This is a genomic window from uncultured Psychroserpens sp., from assembly GCF_947501425.1.
Classification (GTDB): domain Bacteria; phylum Bacteroidota; class Bacteroidia; order Flavobacteriales; family Flavobacteriaceae; genus Psychroserpens.
The window spans coordinates 442,850-462,544 of record NZ_CANMVN010000001.1; the positions used below are offsets into that span (position 1 = coordinate 442,850).

General features: G+C 34.3%; 18 protein-coding genes. 7 read left to right on the forward strand and 11 right to left on the reverse strand.

The window, feature by feature from the left end; translation table 11 throughout:
* Positions 1-90: 90 nt before the first annotated feature.
* The 5 genes from Q0951_RS02005 to Q0951_RS02025 all read left to right on the forward strand — a co-directional run bounded on the left by Q0951_RS02005 (position 91) and on the right by Q0951_RS02025 (position 3,258).
* Positions 91-867: a MotA/TolQ/ExbB proton channel family protein gene (locus Q0951_RS02005; RefSeq protein ID WP_299333602.1), complete on the forward strand. Its 777-nt coding sequence runs from the start codon at positions 91-93 to the stop codon at positions 865-867.
* A 27-nt stretch (positions 868-894) separates the two neighbouring features.
* The gene (locus Q0951_RS02010) at positions 895-1,338 is read left to right on the forward strand and encodes a hypothetical protein (RefSeq protein ID WP_299333605.1); all 444 of its coding nucleotides are present in this window, start codon (positions 895-897) and stop codon (positions 1,336-1,338) included.
* Between the two features lie 9 nt (positions 1,339-1,347).
* Entirely contained in the window at positions 1,348-1,956 is a 609-nt protein-coding gene (locus tag Q0951_RS02015) for a biopolymer transporter ExbD (RefSeq protein ID WP_299333608.1), read from the forward strand.
* Positions 1,957-1,971: 15 nt separating this feature from the next.
* Complete coding sequence (locus tag Q0951_RS02020) at positions 1,972-2,445, forward strand: biopolymer transporter ExbD (RefSeq protein ID WP_299333611.1); 474 nt, start codon at positions 1,972-1,974, stop codon at positions 2,443-2,445.
* A 99-nt stretch (positions 2,446-2,544) separates the two neighbouring features.
* Positions 2,545-3,258, forward strand: a complete 714-nt coding sequence (locus Q0951_RS02025) for a porin family protein (protein ID WP_299333614.1) — start codon at positions 2,545-2,547, stop codon at positions 3,256-3,258.
* A gap of 2 nt (positions 3,259-3,260) precedes the next feature.
* Here Q0951_RS02025 and Q0951_RS02030 read toward each other — a convergent pair whose 3' ends face one another.
* The 4 genes from Q0951_RS02030 to Q0951_RS02045 form a co-directional block, all read right to left on the reverse strand.
* Positions 3,261-3,866 carry a hypothetical protein gene (locus tag Q0951_RS02030; protein ID WP_299333617.1) on the reverse strand — a complete coding sequence of 202 codons (606 nt, stop codon included), beginning with the start codon at positions 3,864-3,866 and terminating at the stop codon, positions 3,261-3,263.
* On the reverse strand, positions 3,866-5,329 hold the full coding sequence (gene rpoN, locus Q0951_RS02035) for an RNA polymerase factor sigma-54 (RefSeq protein ID WP_299333619.1): 1,464 nt from the start codon (positions 5,327-5,329) through the stop codon (positions 3,866-3,868). The genes Q0951_RS02030 and rpoN overlap by 1 nt, the downstream gene beginning before the upstream one ends.
* A 149-nt stretch (positions 5,330-5,478) precedes the next feature.
* Positions 5,479-6,912 (reverse strand): asparagine--tRNA ligase, encoded by a 1,434-nt coding sequence (gene asnS, locus Q0951_RS02040; RefSeq protein WP_299333863.1) that lies wholly within the window; start codon positions 6,910-6,912, stop codon positions 5,479-5,481.
* Positions 6,913-6,939: 27 nt separating this feature from the next.
* Entirely contained in the window at positions 6,940-9,348 is a 2,409-nt protein-coding gene (locus Q0951_RS02045; protein WP_299333621.1) for an efflux RND transporter permease subunit, read from the reverse strand.
* Positions 9,349-9,523: 175 nt separating this feature from the next.
* On the opposite strand from Q0951_RS02045, the gene Q0951_RS02050 reads away from it, so the two are divergent.
* A complete protein-coding gene (locus tag Q0951_RS02050; RefSeq protein WP_299333623.1) occupies positions 9,524-12,256 on the forward strand; it encodes a hypothetical protein in 2,733 nt (910 codons plus the stop codon).
* A gap of 1 nt (position 12,257) precedes the next feature.
* Here the strand turns inward: Q0951_RS02050 and Q0951_RS02055 are convergent, their stop codons facing one another.
* The 3 genes from Q0951_RS02055 to pyrH all read right to left on the reverse strand — a co-directional run bounded on the left by Q0951_RS02055 (position 12,258) and on the right by pyrH (position 14,919).
* Positions 12,258-13,535, reverse strand: coding sequence for a hypothetical protein (locus Q0951_RS02055; RefSeq protein WP_299333626.1), 1,278 nt, complete (start codon positions 13,533-13,535; stop codon positions 12,258-12,260).
* 65 nt (positions 13,536-13,600) lie between these two features.
* Positions 13,601-14,158 (reverse strand): ribosome recycling factor, encoded by a 558-nt coding sequence (gene frr, locus Q0951_RS02060; protein ID WP_299333628.1) that lies wholly within the window; start codon positions 14,156-14,158, stop codon positions 13,601-13,603.
* Between the two features lie 50 nt (positions 14,159-14,208).
* A complete protein-coding gene (pyrH, locus tag Q0951_RS02065) occupies positions 14,209-14,919 on the reverse strand; it encodes a UMP kinase (protein WP_299333630.1) in 711 nt (236 codons plus the stop codon).
* 220 nt (positions 14,920-15,139) lie between these two features.
* Between pyrH and Q0951_RS02070 the strand changes: the two genes are divergently transcribed.
* Complete coding sequence (locus Q0951_RS02070; protein WP_299333632.1) at positions 15,140-16,552, forward strand: serine protease; 1,413 nt, start codon at positions 15,140-15,142, stop codon at positions 16,550-16,552.
* Between the two features lie 70 nt (positions 16,553-16,622).
* On the opposite strand, the gene tsf is transcribed toward Q0951_RS02070, so the two are convergent.
* The 4 genes from tsf to rplM all read right to left on the reverse strand — a co-directional run bounded on the left by tsf (position 16,623) and on the right by rplM (position 19,658).
* Complete coding sequence (gene tsf, locus Q0951_RS02075) at positions 16,623-17,597, reverse strand: translation elongation factor Ts (RefSeq protein ID WP_299333634.1); 975 nt, start codon at positions 17,595-17,597, stop codon at positions 16,623-16,625.
* Positions 17,598-17,683: 86 nt separating this feature from the next.
* Complete coding sequence (gene rpsB, locus Q0951_RS02080) at positions 17,684-18,499, reverse strand: 30S ribosomal protein S2 (protein WP_299333636.1); 816 nt, start codon at positions 18,497-18,499, stop codon at positions 17,684-17,686.
* A 317-nt stretch (positions 18,500-18,816) separates the two neighbouring features.
* Entirely contained in the window at positions 18,817-19,203 is a 387-nt protein-coding gene (gene rpsI / locus Q0951_RS02085) for a 30S ribosomal protein S9 (RefSeq protein WP_230934934.1), read from the reverse strand.
* Positions 19,203-19,658 carry a 50S ribosomal protein L13 gene (gene rplM / locus Q0951_RS02090; RefSeq protein ID WP_230934935.1) on the reverse strand — a complete coding sequence of 152 codons (456 nt, stop codon included), beginning with the start codon at positions 19,656-19,658 and terminating at the stop codon, positions 19,203-19,205. The genes rpsI and rplM overlap by 1 nt, the downstream gene beginning before the upstream one ends.
* Positions 19,659-19,695: the final 37 nt, after the last annotated feature.

The window sequence follows — 19,695 nt, forward strand, 5'->3', positions numbered from 1 at the left end:
ACCTTGCGCCTCAATGGGGATTTTTATTTTTTAATTACAATTTTTTTATATCTTTAACACTTTAACTAATAAAAATTAAGAACAAGAACGATGAAAAGACTATTTTCTATCTTAGCCATAGCATGTATCATGGCTTTCGGTACTGTTAATGCAAGTACAAATGCTTACACAGTAGAAGCTGCAACTACAGCAGTTACCACATCATTTCAAGAAGACACAACAACTGCTGAACCAGAGAAGTCTTTTACACAACAGGTAAAAGAGCGTTTTATTGAAGGTGGTCCATTTTTTATGGGAATTGTATTGCTATGTTTAATTCTAGGATTAGCTATTGCTATTGAAAGAATTATCTATTTAAATCTTGCAACTACCAATTCAAAGAAGTTAACTGCAAATGTAGAGGATGCACTTAATTCTGGAGGAATTGAAGCTGCTAAGGAAGTTTGTAGAAACACAAAAGGACCTGTTGCATCTATATTCTACCAAGGATTAGATAGAGCAGACGAAGATATTGATGCTGCTGAAAAAGCTGTAGTAGCTTATGGTGGAGTTCAAATGGGACAATTAGAGAAGAACGTATCTTGGATTTCGTTATTTATTGCATTAGCACCAATGCTTGGTTTCATGGGAACTGTACTTGGTATGATTGATGCCTTTGATAAAATTGAAGCTGCAGGTGATATGAACCCTTCATTAGTAGCAGGTGGTATTAAAGTAGCCTTATTAACAACAGTATTTGGTCTGATTGTTGCTATTATATTACAAATCTTTTACAATTACATTATCTCTAAAATTGATAGCATCGTTAACGATATGGAAGATGCATCTATCTCACTAATGGATTTATTAGTAAGACACAAGAAATAATAAACCAATTATTAAATCGAACATCATATGAATATTCAAAAAATAATCAAAATTGTTGCTTTAGTAATAGGTCTAATTGCAGTATTCTTCTTAGTAAGAATAATGATGATTGGTGATGAAGCGATTGAGGCTGATGTAGCTAATCAAGGTGTTTTATCAAACTTTGCGACGCTAGCATATGTAGTTTTAGCTATTGCTGCTATATCTGCTGTTGCATTTAGCTTAGTTAACTTAGTAAGTAATCCAGATAAATTGAAAAAGGCTTTAATGTCTTTAGGAGTATTTGCTTTAGTTCTAGTTATAGCTTGGTTTGCATCGTCAGGAGTTGAAAGAACTCTTAGTGATGGTACAACACTTACAGCTGGACAATCTCAACTTATTGAAGCAGGAATCAAAGCATTCTATATTTTAATTTTGATGGCAGCAGGCTTAATGTTGTTTTTCGGAGTTAAGAAAATGCTTAGTAAATAATTATAAATTATGGCAAAGCGATCAGCACCAGAAGTTAATGCAGGATCTATGGCAGATATTGCATTCCTACTTCTTATATTTTTCCTAGTAACTACGACGATCCCTAAAGATTCAGGAATCAACCGTAAGCTACCTCCAATGGAGCCGCCAAACGATGAAGAAGTTGTTATCAAGGAAAAGAATATTTTTACTGTATTATTAAACGGTAAAGATCAATTATTAGTTGAAGATGAGCTGATGGAACTCAAAGATTTGAGAGCTGCTGCGATTAAGTTTTTAGATAATGGAGGTGACGGTTCTTGCGATTACTGTAATGGTGCGAAAGATCCAAAGTCTTCTGATAATCCTGACAAAGCGATTATATCTCTAAAAAATGAAAGAGAAACATCTTATTCTGCATACATTTCAGTACAGAATGAGTTGGTAGCTGCTTACAATGATTTACGTAATAAAAGAGCTTTACAAATAGGTCCTAAAAGAGGATTTAGAGATATGGATTTCGTTAAGATGGAGAAAGAATATAAAGATCCAAAGTTTAACGGAAACAAAGAAAAGCTCAAAGAAGTTATCGATCAAATCAGAAATGAGTATCCAGAAAAACTCTCTGAAGTACAATAAAAAAACATTAACAATATGTCTAAATTTAAGAACAAAAAAGACAATGCATTACCAGCTGTAAATACAGCATCTCTACCAGATATTGTTTTTATGCTGTTGTTTTTCTTTATGGTTGTTACTGTAATGAGAGAAGATAATTTATTAATTGAGAATAAGTTGCCTCTGGCAGATCAAGTTGAGAAACTGGACAAGAAAAATCCAATTAGTTATATCTATGCTGGAAAACCTGCAAGAGGTTATGAGAAGTTTGGTACAGAAGCAAGACTACAGCTTAATGATAAATTTGCAGATATTAAAGAGATTCAAGCTTTCATAAATGCTGAAAGAGCAGCTCTTAGAGAAGAGCTGGTACCATATCTAACGATATCTTTAAAAGTAGATAGAGATGCTAATATGGGTATTGTTGGTGATATCAAACAAGAGCTCAGAGAAGCAAATGCATTAAAAATCAATTATACTACTGGAACTGGTAGTGCAATGGATAATTAGTCATTCTCACATATTTTATAAAAAAAAGCATCCAATCTGGATGCTTTTTTTATGATAATATTCAAAATTTTTAAATAAGTATTGAGTTATATTTGTAAGATGAAGCCTATTTTATATTTAATAATAGTACTGGTTAGTTTTCAAACATTATCTGCTCAGTCTTCACAAGAAGGTGTTAAGAAGACAGATTCAATAGTTGATAGAAAGTACAGGGAAGATCAGTTTTATGCCTCTGTAACCTACAATTTACTCGGAAATAAGCCGAGTGGTGTATCGCAAAGTGGATTTTCAAGTGGTTTTCATTTTGGATTTATCAGAGATATGCCAATTAATGAAAGACGAAATGTAGCTATTGGAATTGGACTAGGAATATCAACAAATTCATATAATCAAAATCTATTAATTTCCGAAGATAATGGCAGTCTTAATTATACGGTTTTAGAGGATGATGTATCTTTTAATAAAAATAAATTTACAACGTACTTAGTTGAAATGCCATTTGAATTTAGATGGCGTACTTCTACTGCAAAAGATTATGATTTCTGGCGAATCTATACTGGAATTAAAGTAGGATATGTGGTGTATAATTCTTCAAAGTTTAATGGTAGTCCTGATGACATAAAAATATCTAATATTGACAATTTTAATGCATTCCAGTACGGATTAACTTTAAGCGCAGGCTATTCTAATGTTAATTTTCATCTGTATTACGGTTTAAATACCATTTTTGACACTGATGCTAAGTTGAGTGAGAATTCCAATTCGGTTGAAATGAATGCCGTTAAAATTGGTTTGATCTTCTACATTCTATAAGACTACATCCAATAATTTAGCAAGATAAGTTGAGGTAATAATCCAACAAAAAAACCAACACCTAATTCTATAGGTGTGTGTGCTCTTAAATGTAATCTCGATGTTGCAATAGCACCTAATATGATACACATTAAAGCAATGGTGCCATTAATATTGATTTTAAAATGAATGGCTAATGCCACAGCAAACATAAAGAATCCAGCAGAAGCTATCATGTGAATACTGGCTTTGAATTTAGCAACGGCTAAAGCAAAGCAGGTGATGGTTGAAATCAAAATACCAATAAAGAAGAAATACAACTCTGGGATCTCATTAGATGGCAATACCCTAATTAAGATTAATATTATAATCAAGCTATTGATGATCAATGGAAGTCTTCGTTCTTCAACAGTTTCCAGATGAATTGATTTTACTTTTTTTATGGTTTTAAGCAAATAGTACATTAATATTGGTAATATTATCGTAAGTATGGTCACAGAAAAAAGCTTAGCCTTCATTAACGGATCAGGAATAAACCGAGGTGTCTTATGAAAATAAAAAATGACACCTAATAGTGGCATCAACAATGGATGAAAAATATATGATATGCTTTTGAGGATATGTTTCATTATATCTTTTTCCTCAAACGTGCTACAGGGATATCTAATTGCTCTCTATATTTTGCAACCGTTCTACGTGCGATAGGGTAACCCTTTTCTTTGAGTATTGTCGCCAATTTCTCGTCGGTGAGTGGTTTTTTCTTGTCTTCTTCTTCGATAACGGTTTCCAGAATTTTTTTGATCTCACGAGTAGAGACTTCTTCACCTTGGTCATTGGTCATAGACTCGCTAAAAAATTCTTTAATCAATTTGGTTCCGTAAGGTGTATCTACATATTTACTATTGGCCACACGCGATACTGTAGAGACATCCATATCAATTTCATCGGCAATATCTTTTAAGATCATAGGTTTGAGTTTTCTCTCATCGCCTGTAAGAAAGTATTCTTTTTGATATTGCATAATGGCACTCATCGTTACAAAAAGTGTCTGCTGACGCTGTTTAATAGCCTCTATAAACCATTTGGCAGCATCTAACTTCTGTTTGATAAACATCACAGCATCTTTTTGAGATTTGCTCTTATCTTTTGTGGCTTTATAACCTTTCATCATATCACTATACTCACGTGATACGTGAAGCTCAGGTGCATTTCGACCATTGAGGGTTAATTCTAATTCACCATCTACAATTTTGATCGCAAAATCGGGAACCACATGTTCCACCATTTTATTGTTTCCTGCATAAGAACCGCCTGGTTTAGGGTTCAAACGCTCAATTTCTTCAATAGCATCTCTTAACTGGACTTCAGTAATATCAAACTTTTGAAGTAATTTTTTGTAGTGCTTCTTTGTAAATTGATCAAAAGCCTTGTCAATAATATCAATCGCGAGTTCTACATCAGGATGTTTCTCTTTTCTATGCAATTGGATGCTTAAACATTCCTGAAGATTTCTAGCACCAACTCCAGCAGGATCTAATTGATGTACTTTGTGTAATACCGCTTCAATTTTATCTTCAGTGGTAAATACATTTTGAGTGAACGCCAAATCATCCATAATGTCACTCAATGAACGACGGATATATCCACTTTCATCGACACTACCAACCAGGAATTCAGCAATTTCACGTTCCTCCTCGTTGAGTCTAAAGGTGTTTAGTTGATTTCTAAGATGTTGTGTAAATGAGGTGCCTGCAGCATATGGAACATTCTTTTCTTCGTCATCAGCACTGTAATTGTTAGCTTGTGTGCGATACTCTGGTACATCATCATCACTTAAATATTCATCAATATTGATGTCTTCAGTATTGATGGTTTCATTATCATCATACTCATCAGCTGAATTATCAAACTCGTCAAACTTGTCTTCATCTTTAGTGTCTTTACCTGTATCCAAAGCAGGATTCTCTTCCAATTCCTGTTTGATACGTTGTTCAAATGCTTGTGTAGGCAACTGAATCAGCTTCATAAGCTGAATCTGTTGCGGTGACAACTTCTGAGATAGTTTAAACTGTAAGTATTGTTTTAAAGCCATATCGAATGAACCAAATTTGAATTCTTATATAATTCACATAAATCTACAAGAATTATTCCAACAAACCTGATGTTTTCTATTTGTAATGATTCTATATATAAAACTAAAAAAACCTGTGGGTTTATTACCTACAGGCTTTTTATTTTTTTTTAAAATTCTGCATTTTGTGGTGTTCTCGGGTAAGGGATCACATCTCTTATATTACCCATTCCAGTGGCAAACATCACTAAACGTTCAAAACCTAATCCGAAACCAGAGTGAACAGCTGTTCCATATTTACGTAAGTCTAGATACCACCATAATTCCTCTTCAGGAATGTCGAGGGCTTTCATTTTTTCTTTTAAGACCTCTAAGCGCTCCTCACGTTGTGAACCACCAACCATTTCTCCAATACCCGGAAATAAAATATCCATAGCACGAACGGTTTTACCATCTTCATTTAAACGCATGTAAAATGCTTTGATATTGGCAGGATAATCAAATAAGATCACAGGGCACTTAAAGTGCTTTTCTACTAAGAAACGTTCATGCTCACTTTGTAGGTCTGCTCCCCATTCTTTAATAATGTACTTGAATTTCTTTTTCTTATTTGGCTTACAATTCTTTAAAATATCTATAGCTTCGGTATAGCTTACACGTTTGAAGTTGTTATCAATAACAAACTTGATCTTTTCAATCAAACTCATTTCAGAACGCTCTGCCTGAGGTTTTGTTTTTTCTTCGTCCAGTAATCGCTTTTCTAAAAACTCAAGGTCTTCCCTATTGTGTTCTAAGACATAACTCAATACTGATTTCATAAAGTCTTCAGCCAGATCCATATTTCCATCAAGATCCATAAAGGCTACTTCAGGTTCTATCATCCAGAATTCTGCTAAGTGACGAGAGGTATTAGAGTTTTCAGCTCTGAATGTTGGTCCAAAGGTATACACTTTACCTAATGACATCGCATAGGTTTCAGCTTCTAATTGTCCAGATACTGTTAGATTGGTTTCTTTTCCGAAGAAATCTTCCTTGTAATTTATAGTTCCGTCATCATCTAATGGCGGATGTTTAGCATCTAAATTGGTAACTCTAAACATTTCACCAGCACCTTCGGCATCACTACCAGTAATGATTGGTGTATGCATGTGATAAAATCCATTATCGTTGAAGTATTTATGGATGGCAAATGACAATGCAGAACGCAAACGCATAACAGCACTAAATGTGTTTGTTCGTGTACGTAGATGTGCATTTTCGCGTAAAAATTCGAAGGTATGTTTCTTTGGTTGAATAGGATATTCGTCTGGATGAGAATCACCTAAAATCTCTAAAGAATGTACTTGAATCTCTACTTTTTGACCTTTTCCTTGACTTTCAACTAATTCTCCTTTTACGTGAATAGCTGCACCAGTTGTAATGCGCTTTAATAAAGCTTCATCTGTGTTTTCAAAATCAACAACACATTGGATATTATTTATTGTTGAACCATCATTTAAAGCAATAAATCGATTAGCTCTAAAGGTTCTTACCCAACCTTTTATTTCTATAGGTTGAAACGTAATGTCTTGTGTTAATAATTGTGAAACTGTGTAGCTCATTATTTTGAAATTTTATGCAAATATAAATGTTTATGAAATTTTATGCTCTTCTGAGTCATCATCTTCTTCAGGAATAATATTTATCGAAGGCTCACGCATAACTTCTTTGTTGGCAATACTGCGTTCTAGCGATAATAAGAGCGAAGGTAATAGCAATAAATTTGATAGCATGGCGAATAACAATGTAGCCGATACCAAAGCGCCTAATGCCACAGTACCACCAAAACTTGAGGTTGTAAATACAATAAAACCAAAGAATAGTACTATAGAGGTGTAGAACATACTCACTCCTGTTTCGCGTAAGGCAGCGTAAACCGATTTACGTATTTTCCAGTGATTTGCTTGCAATTCTTGACGGTATTTTGCTAGGAAGTGAATAGTATCATCTACAGAAATACCAAAGGCAATACTAAATACCAAAATAGTTGATGGCTTGATCGGAACTCCTAAATAACCCATTAACCCTGCTGTTACCACTAGAGGTAATACGTTTGGAATGAGTGACACAATAATCATTCTAACCGATCTAAACATGTAGGCCATGAATAAAGAAATTAAAAATATGGCTAGAGATAGCGATATAGCTAAGTTCTTGACAAGGTATTTTGTTCCCTTTTGAAACACTAATGCTTTTCCAGTCATGGTAACGTTGTAACGATCTTCGGGCTGGAAAACTTTATCTATTTTATTTTGAAGATCTTCTTCAATACGCTCCATTTTATCTGTACCAATATCTTTCATGAAGGTTGTAATTCGTGCATACTGACCAGTACTATCCACAAAATTCTGGAGTAGGTCTACGTCTGATGAAGAATTTTTAGCATAGGATAAAATAAAGCTGTTTTCCTGACTAGTCGGCAACTGATAGTATTTAGGATTTCCATTATAATAAGCCTGTTTACTGTACTTTACTAAGCTTACTACGGAAATGGGACGAGATAGTTCAGGTGTTTCACTAATGAGGTCTTCAAGCTCTTCCATTCGCTTTAGAGTGCTTAGCTTCATCACACCTTTTTTACGTTTGGTATCTACCATGATCTCAAGAGGCATAATACCGTTGAACTCCTCTTCAAAAAATCTAATATCTTTAAAAAAGGCTTCCTCTTTGGGCATATCTTCAATAAGACTACCGGAAATTTCTATTTTATAAATTCCGATAATACTAGCAATGATAAGTACGAGAGAGGTGACATAAATGGCAATTTTTTTCTCTTTTACCATGCGTTCAATCCAATTAACGAAACCACCAATCCAGCGCTTGTTCAAGTGCTCAAGATGACGATCTTTAGGATAAGGTAAAAAGGTGTATATGATTGGAATAACCAACAAACACAACATAAATATAGCTAGAATACTTAAAGATGCTACGATACCAAACTCTTTCAATAGTTTGCTTTCAGTTAAAATGAAGGTTGCAAATCCTGAAGCTGTCGTGACGTTGGTCATCAATGTGGCATTACCAATTTTGGTAATTACACGTTGTAATGATTTCACTTTATTTCCGTGAAGTTTAACTTCATGTTGGTATTTGTTAATGAGGAAAATACAATTAGGAATTCCAATAACAATAATCAATGGTGGAATTAAAGCTGTAAGAACAGTAATTTCATAATTGAGTAATCCCAGGATTCCAAAGGTCCACATAACACCAACACATACAACAATGAGAGAAATGAATGTTGCTCTAAATGATCTAAAAAAGAGAAAGAAAATCAATGAGGTAACTCCAAGAGCTAAACCAATAAAGAGCCCAATTTCATCAACAATATTTTGCGAGTTCAGTGTTCTAATGTATGGCATTCCAGAAACCCGAACATCTAAACTATTAATAGCTTCAAAGGTTCTTATCTCATCTTCAAGTGTTTGTAAAATAAAATCTTTTCTAGCTGCTGTATTAACAATATCTTTCTTAAGATATATAGCAGTTCTAATGGTTTTTGTTTTCGTATTGAACAAGAAATTATCATAAAACGGATACTTCTTAAATAGCTCTTCTTGTAACACATCAATTTGTGCCACCGAAGTAATAGAATCTTTTATAAACGGAACGAGATCGAAGCGTTCTTCTTTATTATTTTTAATGAGCTTTTGAAGATCCTGAATACTAACAACAGTCTCTACTTCCTCAAAAGTTTTGAATTTTTCTGAAAGACGATTCCATGCATTTAGTTTTTCAACAGTAAAAAGTGTTGAATCTTTGACTCCAAGGATAATGAGATTACCTTCTTCACCAAAGACTTTTAGAAACTCATTGTAGGTAACATTTACCTCGTGATCATCTGGGAGTAAGTTAGCTTCAGTATAGGTAAAACGCATGTTGTCCCATTTTGAGCTAAAGAATACAGTTGCCAAAATTATGGCCACTAGTATACCAATTTTGTTACGCAAAATCAATCGCGCAACGACTTCCCAAAAATCCTTAGTAAACAATTTAAACATCTGCTCTGTAAAAGAAGCGCAAAGTTAGAAAAAACCTAGGGATTGTGTGTTAAATTTAAGGTTAATTAATTTCGATTTATGATTTAAACCTTGGTATCATTTTTGAAGCCTATTTAACATTTCAATAGCACTTTGAAATTGAATTATTCCTTAACTTTAAGTAAAAAGAATCACTATGGCTGTATATTTTAGAAATTTCTCGATACTGTTGCTTTATTTTCTAATGGCGCAGCAACCACTTTGTAGTCAACAATCAAAGCAATATGCACACAATTCACTTGCTGAAAAAATATATTTACAACTCGATAACGAGGTATATACTGCAGATAAAACTATATGGTTTAAGGCTATTTTGGTAAACGCAGTAACACATGAGCCTACGTTTTCAAGTGGTGTTCTATATGTAGATCTTATAAATGCAGAGTCTGAGATTGTATATTCTAAGTTGATCAGGATTAATGAAGGGATTGGACACGGTCATTTTGATCTAGATCGTAGCTTTAAACGAGGAATTTATAAGATTAGAGCCTACACAGAATGGAATAAGAATTTTGATAAAGACTTTGTTTTTGAAAAGTATATTCGTGTTTATCCTCAAATTGAAAATTTTAATGGCTTAATGCCAATCCAGAATATAACACTTCTTGATTCGACAGCAACTATGCGACGTATATCAGCACGATTGCATCCCGAATATATTGACACATCTCATAAAGGCCCCTTAACTGTATTTGTGCAATCAGGAACACGAGTGGATTCTGTAAAGATTCGAAAGGGAAGGAATGATGAATACCTCCTTGAATATGATCTCGATCAGGAAGGTGATAGAATTTCATTGGGCATGACAACTCACAATGGGATAGCCTATCAATCTGAAGTTTCAATGAATGCTCAGACAGTGGATATTCAATTTTTTCCTGAAAGTGGAAAACTGGTTGACGGACTAACGAGTAAAGTGGGTTTCAAAGCAATTGATTCTAATGGTAAAGGACTGTTTGTAGAAGGTGAAGTCTATACAAATGAAGATGAACTTATCACTACGTTTAAAAGTAACGCATTGGGAATGGGAAGTTTCATTCTGAGTAACGTCAGTTCCAATTCAAAGTATAAAGTTCAGGTAAGAACTGATAATGGCATTACAGAGCATAATATTCCTTTCCCTAAAGTGCATACTACTGGAACGGTTATGACAGTTGGGGCGGTTCGGGATAATATCATTGTACAGGTGAATTCTTCACTGTTCAATAACGAGTCTCTTCAATTGAAAGGACAGAGCAGAGGCTATCAGTATTATTCTCAAATTGGACTGCTGAAAAATGGTCAATACACCTTTGTAATTCCCAATACAACCTTTCCTGAAGGTATAGTTGTATTTACATTGAATGACCCCAATTCAAATCCTGTTGCAGAACGTTTGGTATTTAATAAGCGACCAGACCAACGCATTAGCTTAGATGCTCGATTGAATAAAAACATTTTAAATACACGAGATAAGGTGCGTGTTGATGTTTCGGCATCTGACTCAAATGGTGATCCACTGGTAGCAAATCTATCGCTATTGGTTGTTGACACATCAACCTTAAAATCAGAGCAGTCACGTTCAAATTTACTTTCACATTTATTACTGAGTTCAGATTTAAGGGGAACTATCGAACAACCTGGATTTTATTTTACTTTCGGAAATGATCAGGATTTAGATCATTTAATGTTGACCCAAGGATGGCGAAATTATAAGTACACAGAACCAACAAGGAAATTGAACCATCAAATAGAATCTCGTTTAAGTGTAACTGGAGTAATAAATTCTGCAAAAGGAGATGTGTCTCAAGAACAAATGGACTTGATGTTAATGACTTTTGATGATGAACGTTCTGTATATACCAACTCGGTGAAAGTTCCAGGAACATTCAATTTTCAGTTAGATGATATTTATGGAAAAACGGAACGCGTACTTATACAACCTGTTGGACTTTCCGATAAAGACAAGAAAAAATACCGCGTAGCCGTATATCAAAGAAAACCAGTTCCAATTACATTTGAGTATTCGAAAGTTGAATCTATAATCGACAGTTTAGATACTAAGGTTGTTGATGACAATAGAAGCTTCAAACAGAAAAAAGATCAATATTATTTCGATACGACAGGAATGACTGAATTAGACGAGGTTATAATTGAAGGATATAAAATGACACCAACACGTAAAAAAGCAATGCAACGTTATGGAAAACCATATACAGTTATTGAAGGCGATGAGATTCTAGAAGCAAAAGGAGAAACGTCAAGCGGCTTATATAATATATTACTATATAGTTTCAGAGATAGAGTATTAATTAAAAGGGATTCCACTAATAATCTTTACGCAGAAACACGACGTGGGGGAAAAGACCACATTAATTTATATATCGTTGATGGCGAACCAGTACTCTCTCAGAACATATTTTTATTGCAATATTTAATACCGGAAGAAATTGCGAGCTTTGAAATTATCGATAATCCGAAACAATTAAGAAAACTCTATAGTATTATATATTCAGCATTACCACCTCCTGGACCATTTTGGGGCAGTATTGTTAGTATTCACACCAGATCAGGAAACGGCATGTATAGTGCACTGCAAGCACCGAGATCTGCATTCGATTTTCATACAATTCCCGTGTATTCGGTTGAAAAAGAATTCTATGCACCACAGCATGACTCCAATAGTTATTATGACGTTGCAAGTCCTGATTTACGATTACCGATATATTGGGAACCAGAATTACTTGTAAATGATGAAGGAAAAGCCTTTATCAGTTATTATCATTCTGATAATACTGGTGATTTTGAGGTAATTATTGAAGGTATTACCAGTTCGGGAGAAATTGGATATCAGAGACTATTCTACTCAGTTAAAGAAGGTAGTAATTGATCTACAAGGTGACGTTAAATGTAAACTTAGCCGCTAAATTATCGGCAAAGGAAGGTAAATGATAACCACCATAACGATAAGCGAAACTAAGTCCGAAACCAAAGAGTAGTTTATTAAGCTCAAAACCCGCTTCAGAATAGCCTTTCGACAGCGTGTTAAAATTAATATTTTCATGCCGTTCTATATTACTCATGTCTCCAATAGCATGCCTGGAAATCAGTACTAATTGTGGTCTGTAACGATTAGTGATTTTAAATGGTCTCACAAAATGTTTGATCTGGAGTGTTGTAAATCGATCAGAAAAGAACTCGTTAAAAAACATAGTTTCAAAACTATTGATTCCAGCAACAGAGAAACGTTGAAGTACCGTTTCTTTAGTAATGTTATTTGGATAGGCATGATAAAGGTGCGTAAGCGGTGTGTTTCCTAAAGCAAGTCCAGAAGTTAATGTGGCTTCTGTAAATACTTTGTCATTAAAGATAAATCGTTGTACCATTCTAAAATCTGTCTTAAAGAAATTGAAGTCCCCTTTAATGTTGTTTTTGATACTCTGAGATAATTGTAGCGTAAATTTTGGATACCCTTCATTTACTAAAGAAATACCTTTTTCATTGACCTCACTAGTATTAAAAGGATTCCATTGCAAGGCTAATTTAGCGCTGGTAATGTCAAAACTCCTAAAAGACATATTATCAATATTAAACCTATAGTCGTAAGTTGGTTCAATTTTACTAGTTGCAATCTCAAATTCTGAAATTAGATTTGGTGAAAATTTATGTTCAACAGATATAGATTTAGTAATGTGTTTATGAAAAAGGTCAATGTTTAATAAGCGAGGCTCAAAAAATGAAAAAAAGCGTTTATCTGTTAAAAAAGTTGAGCTTCCAGTTTCTTGCAAATCATCTGTGTAAGATAAGTTAATCCATGTATTAGTTGCTTCATTAACTCTAAAACCACCACCAATTTTATATTTAAATCTATGATCTTTAAAACCATACACGAGATAGCTGTTGATACGGTATTTTTCTGAAAAGCCATCATTGGTTTCACCACCAAGGCCTGTTCTTAAGCCTTCATACTGATTAAATTTTATCAAATATTTAAGATCAATATTTAGAACTTTAGTGGGATAAAAACCATTCCCTAGCTGTTTTAGAAATTCTCGTTTTCTTAACGAATCATTTTTAATTTTAGTAGAATCTTGTTCAGAATTAGGATTCTGTGAATATAATGCACAAGTAATTAGCGTAAATAGGATCAAGCAAAGTGTCTTATGCATGTATCGTTGGATAAAAATGGATTAATAAAAAAAAGCGACATTGAGTGTAGTCGCTTTTTTGAGGTTTATACGGTCATGATCTCGTTTTCCTTGACTTCAAAAATCTCGTCTATCCTTTTAACGTGATTGTCTGTCATTTGTTGTACATCAATTTCGGCATTGCCTTGTAGGTCTTCAGAAACATCGTCAAGATTCTTAATATCATGCATTGCTTCTTTTCGTGCATTTCTAACACCTACTTTAGCGTCTTCAGCTTCAGCCTTAGCTTGTTTTGACAACTCTTTTCTTCGTTCTTCAGTTAGAGGTGGTACATTTATAATGATGGTTTCTCCATTATTCATTGGATTAAATCCAAGATTAGCAACCATGATACCACGCTCAATTTCTTGTAGCATACTTTTTTCCCAAGGCTGAACAGTGATAGTTCTACCATCGGGAGTATTGACATTAGCCACCTGATTTAAAGGAGTTTGTGTGCCATAGTAATCTACCATAACACTTCCTAACATTGCAGGACTTGCTTTACCTGCTCTAATGTTTACAAATTGTTTTTCGAGATGCTTTATTGCAGCATCCATTGCTTCCTTAGCTGTATCTAATATAAATTTTATGTCTTCGTTCATATTTAAAAAACTTTAATTTGTAAAAAGCTTACCAAAAAATAAGCCAAACTTTATAGATTAACCTTTGTACCAATATTTTCTCCGGAAACGACTTTTAGTAGATTTCCTTTTTTATTCATATCAAATACAATAATTGGTAGTTTGTTTTCCTGACTCAATGTAAAAGCTGTTGTGTCCATAACCTTAAGTCCTTGTCTTAACACATCATCAAAAGTGATATGATCAAACTTTATCGCATCAGCGTTCTTTTCTGGATCGTCATTATAGATTCCATCTACACGTGTTCCTTTTAAAATGACATCTGCTTCAATTTCAATAGCTCGTAATACAGCTGCTGAGTCTGTTGTAAAATATGGATTTCCAGTACCTCCACCAAAAATAACGACTCTCCCCTTATTAAGGTGACTCATCGCTTTACGTCTAATGAAGGGCTCGGCAACTTCATTGATTTTTATAGCAGTTTGTAGTCTGGTTTTGACACCAGCATCTTCTAAGGCATTTTGTAATGCTAAACCATTAATTACCGTAGCTAGCATTCCCATATGATCTCCTTGAACACGATCCATGCCATGCATTGCACCAGCAACACCTCTGAAAATATTCCCTCCGCCAATGACAATTGCCACTTCAACACCCAGATCAGTAATTTCCTTGATGTCTTTGGCGTATTCTGCTAAACGTTCTGGATCAATTCCGTATTGGCGTGAGCCCATAAGTGCTTCACCAGATAATTTTAGGAGGATTCTTTTGTATTTTGTCATTTGTAGAATGAATATTTATAAAGGTAATTAGATTGCGACAAAAATAAACAAAATTATTTTTTACTTGGCAATTGTTTTTATTTATGTCTTATCGTTTACAGTGTACCAGTCAATGTATTTCATTTAGTGTTCGGGTTGGTGTTTAATTATTGATAATAAGCGATTTAATTTTCATAGAATAAATAATTTTCGTTTTTTTATACTGTTTACAATGCCAACCATGATGAAAAACAGTCTGCCTTTTTTACTTTTCGCTTTAATTACCGTTTGTTCTTGTGTCGATCCCAAACCTACACCAAAGGGTTTAGATACCAAGCTTATTGCTTCAGAGTATAGTAAAGGTGTTGTAAAGATTATTATGGCTGACCCTGAATTAGAAAAAGAAAAACCTGGAAAAGGTTATTTGAGCCGAGGTTCAGGATTTGTAGTTACTAAAGATGGCTATATTTTCACAAATAAGCATGTTGTTGAAACAGCAGTCAAAGGGTATATTTATTATGATTATATCATCGGTAAAGAAAAAAAATCCAAGATTGATGTCTATTCAGATGACATTATTAACAATAAAAATCTTTTAAAGGTCCATAGAGTAGGACATACAATTCCCTTGATTCAGGTGTTTAACGGAAAAAGTGAAAATGATTATACCTTATATAAAGCAGAAGTAGTTGCTATTGGTGCAGGTGCCTTTGATGGTGCATTACTTAAGATTGTTAGTGATATTAACGATCAAACTGTAAATACAAATTTTACAGCTTTGCCATTAGGCAATTCCGACAATGTTTCACAAGGTGAAAAACTCTGTGTATTTGGTTATCCATCTCAGTTTAATGGCTCTTCGGAAATGTTGCTTAAAGACATGAGTACTTTAAGCGTAGGGATTATGAGTGGTAGCGATTTTGTCATGAATACGGATTATGGCTACATAAAAACAGATGCAGAAATCCATCCTGGAAATAGTGGAGGACCAGTTTTTGATGAAAACAATAAAGTGATTGGTATTGCAACTGCCAAAGGAAATAAAACTGGAATTGGGCTTGTAGGTGGAATTAATGGGATGTACTACATTTCGGCAATCGATAGTAAAGCACATAGGGCGCTGATTAATTTAGGCTTAACCTTGCCTACGCGTTCTACTTCTATTAATACAATTAAAGGTGACAAGCAGCCTTTAAAAAGTAAAGCACTGATTAATGCAGCAATAGCTTTAAGAGTAAAAAAAGAGAATCAAATCAAAAATCCGCCAATTAAGTATGGCAATTATGTAAAATCGAAAATCTTTTTCTCCAATATGTCGGCTGCTTCAAATAACAATTTAATTCCTAATACGAGTAAGCGATACACAAGTTTTACTATCGATAAGGTTAAAGGAGGTCTTATTTGGACCTATGTTGACAACGGTCTTGGTAACCCGCTTTATACAAATAAACTAAGGGTTTATGTAGATAAAATGGATGCTAGTGGGATATATAAACAAGTTGAAGTGTTTAATGTGACTCAAGTTAATAGTAATGCTGATATTACCCATTTTTCTCATGCGTTTTACAAAGCTGGTAAATACAAAATAAGAGTCTATTCGGCAACCAATAATGCTTATATCAACTCGGGTTATATGAGCATAAGCTTTAAATAAAAAACCACTACATCTTAAATAAGAGTAGTGGCTTTTCTATAATAAGATTCCTTGTTTCTAAAGGAATTATTTATCCTACTGTAGCACGTTTAAATCCTGTAACAGTAACGTCACCATAAGATTCTACATACTGAGCAACAGTTTTCTTTTCATCCTTAATAAACTTTTGATCTAATAAACATTGTTCTTGATCTAAAGTAGTGTTATCAGAAATGAAACGTTCCATTTTTCCTGGTAAGATTCTATCCCAGATTTGTTCTGGTTTACCCTCAGCTTTCAATTCTGCTTTAGCAGCTTCTTCAGCTTGAGCTAAAACTTCAGGAGTTAATTGCGCCATTGAGATGTACTGTGGTACATTTTTTAAAGTTTTACCTAAACGCGCTAATTCTTCATTATCTTTTTCAATAACAGCAATTCTAGCTTCAGTTTCTGAAGCAACATATGCTGGGTCAAAATCTTTGTAAGATAATGTTGTTGCTCCCATAGAAGCGACTTGCATTGCTAAGTCTTTTACTAAAACTTCTGCATTATCAACTTTTGCTGACAATCCAACCAAAGCAGCAATTTTATTAATGTGAACATATTGTCCAACATAAGGTGCTTCTAATTTTTCAAAAGCAGTGATGTCTAATTTTTCACCAATTACTCCAGTTTGTTCTGTTAACTTTTCAGCAACAGTCATTCCACCAAAGTCAGCAGCTAAAAACTCTTCCTTAGTGTTGTAGTTTAAAGCAATCTCTGCAAATTGATTAGCTAATGCTACAAAGTTTTCGTTTTTTCCAACGAAATCAGTCTCACATCCTAATACGATAGCGACACCTGACGTGTTATCAGCATTAATTTTTGCAATTGCAGCACCTTCAGAAGAATCTCTGTCAGCTCTTTTTTCTGCAACTTTTTGTCCTTTTTTACGAAGTACTTCAATGGCTTTGTCAAAATCACCTCCAGCTTCAACTAAGGCTTTTTTACAATCCATCATACCAGCTCCAGTAGCTTGTCTTAATTTGTTTACTTCTGCGGCTGTAATTTTTACAGTATTTTCCATAGTGTTATAAAATTTAAAAAAGTCGTTTAATTTCATATTTCCGAAGAAAATAACTAAACGACTTATTTATATTGTGTAATTGTTATTTATTCTTCTTCGTTAGTGGCAACTGGTGCTACTACTTCAGCTTTTTTCTCAACTTTTGCTTCAGCTTTCACTTCTTTTTTCGCTGCTGGTGATTTTTCACTTTTAGCGTCTCTTTCCGCTTTGTCTGATTTTCTTTCAGCTAAACCATCGGCTACCGCTGAAGTTACTACTGATAAGATCTTGTCAATTGACTTAGATGCATCATCATTAGCAGGTATCAAGTAATCTACTTCACGTGGATCTGAGTTAGTATCTACCATTGCGAAGATTGGAATGTTTAATTTCTGTGCTTCTTTGATAGCGATATGCTCACGCTTGATATCTACAACAAATAAGGCTCCTGGTAAACGTGTCATATCAGAAATAGAACCTAAGTTCTTTTCTAATTTAGCTCTTTGACGATCAACTTGTAAACGCTCTTTTTTAGATAATGAATTGAACGTACCGTCTTTTTTCATACGATCGATCATAGCCATTTTCTTAACAGCTTTTCTAATTGTTACGAAGTTTGTCAACATTCCACCAGGCCATCTTTCAGTGATGTAAGGCATGTTTACAGCACCTGCTTTTTCAGCAACTATGTCTTTAGCTTGTTTTTTTGTAGCAACAAATAAGATCTTCTTTCCTGATGCTGCAATCTTGTGAAGTGCATCTGAAGTTTCCTGAATTTTTGCTGCTGTTTTGTAAAGGTTGATGATATGGATACCGTTACGCTCCATATAAATGTAAGGAGCCATGTTTGGATCCCATTTTCTTGTCAAGTGACCAAAGTGTACACCTGCTTCAAGTAAATCTTTTACTTCTACTTTTTCCATGTTGTAATTGTTTACGTTCTATTAAATTAGCAATGGTTGAGTGGTTGCTCTCGATAATCGAGGTTTAATTACTTCTTAAATTATTTCAAAACCTTAAGGTTGTTTTTTTTAAACATTCTCAATGTTTTATCTAAAGTAACTCGCTCGCCTTAACCATTTAGATGCTAAACTGTACCTGAACTCGTTTCAGGATTTTTTTAATTGTTGCTGAATGCAAATTCAGCGGTTTTAATTTAAAGCTGTTCTGATGGTTGACCAGAACAGCTTTGAGATTTTTATATTCCGAAGAAAATTCAGAATAATAAAAAAGGATAGGATTAACGTTTCGAGAACTGGAATTTCTTACGCGCTTTCTTCTGTCCGAATTTCTTACGCTCAACCATTCTAGGGTCTCTTGTTAATAATCCTTCTGGCTTTAATATTAGTCTGTTTTCTGCATCAAGCTCACACATAGCGCGAGATAATGCTAAACGGATCGCTTCGGCTTGGCCTGTAATACCTCCACCGTAAACGTTTACTGTAATATCAAAGTTGCCATCATTGTTAGTCATAGCTAAAGGTTGGTTTACCTTATACTGCAATGTTGCAGTAGGAAAATAAACCGCCATGTCTTTTTTGTTCACCGTGATGTTCCCTTTTCCTTTGGCAACATACACACGAGCAACAGCCGTCTTTCTACGGCCAATTTTGTGAATTACTTCCATTAGTTAACTTTGTTTAAGTCTATTGCTTTTGGCTTTTGAGCTTCGTGTTTGTGCTCAGAACCAACAACAACATTTAAATTACGGAATAAATCTGCACCTAATTTGTTTTTAGGGAGCATTCCTTTTACTGATTTTTCTACGATTCTTGCAGGATCTTTTCCAAACAATTCATTCGCAGTTAAACTTCTTTGACCACCTGGATAACCTGTGTGACGAATGTACGTTTTGTCATTCCACTTGTTTCCTGATAAGTTGATCTTCTCTGCGTTGATAACAATAACGTTATCTCCACAATCAACATGTGGTGTGAAGTTAGGCTTGTGTTTACCTCTTAAAAGTATTGCTACTTTAGAAGCTAAACGACCTAGCGTTTGATTTTCAGCGTCAACTAAAACCCACTCTTTATTAACAGTAGCTTTGTTTGCTGAAATCGTTTTGTAGCTTAATGTGTCCACACTTATTAATATTAGTTGTCTGTACACGACAGACGGT

Coding starts and splice junctions, on each gene's coding strand:
- Q0951_RS02005 (WP_299333602.1), top strand. CDS start 91: ATGAAAAGACTATTTTCTATCTTAGCCATAGCATGTATCATGGCTTTC.
- Q0951_RS02010 (WP_299333605.1), top strand. CDS start 895: ATGAATATTCAAAAAATAATCAAAATTGTTGCTTTAGTAATAGGTCTA.
- Q0951_RS02015 (WP_299333608.1), top strand. CDS start 1,348: ATGGCAAAGCGATCAGCACCAGAAGTTAATGCAGGATCTATGGCAGAT.
- Q0951_RS02020 (WP_299333611.1), top strand. CDS start 1,972: ATGTCTAAATTTAAGAACAAAAAAGACAATGCATTACCAGCTGTAAAT.
- Q0951_RS02025 (WP_299333614.1), top strand. CDS start 2,545: ATGAAGCCTATTTTATATTTAATAATAGTACTGGTTAGTTTTCAAACA.
- Q0951_RS02030 (WP_299333617.1), bottom strand. CDS start 3,866: ATGAAACATATCCTCAAAAGCATATCATATATTTTTCATCCATTGTTG.
- rpoN (WP_299333619.1), bottom strand. CDS start 5,329: ATGGCTTTAAAACAATACTTACAGTTTAAACTATCTCAGAAGTTGTCA.
- Q0951_RS02045 (WP_299333621.1), bottom strand. CDS start 9,348: ATGTTTAAATTGTTTACTAAGGATTTTTGGGAAGTCGTTGCGCGATTG.
- Q0951_RS02050 (WP_299333623.1), top strand. CDS start 9,524: ATGGCTGTATATTTTAGAAATTTCTCGATACTGTTGCTTTATTTTCTA.
- Q0951_RS02055 (WP_299333626.1), bottom strand. CDS start 13,535: ATGCATAAGACACTTTGCTTGATCCTATTTACGCTAATTACTTGTGCA.
- frr (WP_299333628.1), bottom strand. CDS start 14,158: ATGAACGAAGACATAAAATTTATATTAGATACAGCTAAGGAAGCAATG.
- pyrH (WP_299333630.1), bottom strand. CDS start 14,919: ATGACAAAATACAAAAGAATCCTCCTAAAATTATCTGGTGAAGCACTT.
- Q0951_RS02070 (WP_299333632.1), top strand. CDS start 15,140: ATGATGAAAAACAGTCTGCCTTTTTTACTTTTCGCTTTAATTACCGTT.
- tsf (WP_299333634.1), bottom strand. CDS start 17,597: ATGGAAAATACTGTAAAAATTACAGCCGCAGAAGTAAACAAATTAAGA.
- rpsB (WP_299333636.1), bottom strand. CDS start 18,499: ATGGAAAAAGTAGAAGTAAAAGATTTACTTGAAGCAGGTGTACACTTT.
- rpsI (WP_230934934.1), bottom strand. CDS start 19,203: ATGGAAGTAATTCACAAAATTGGCCGTAGAAAGACGGCTGTTGCTCGT.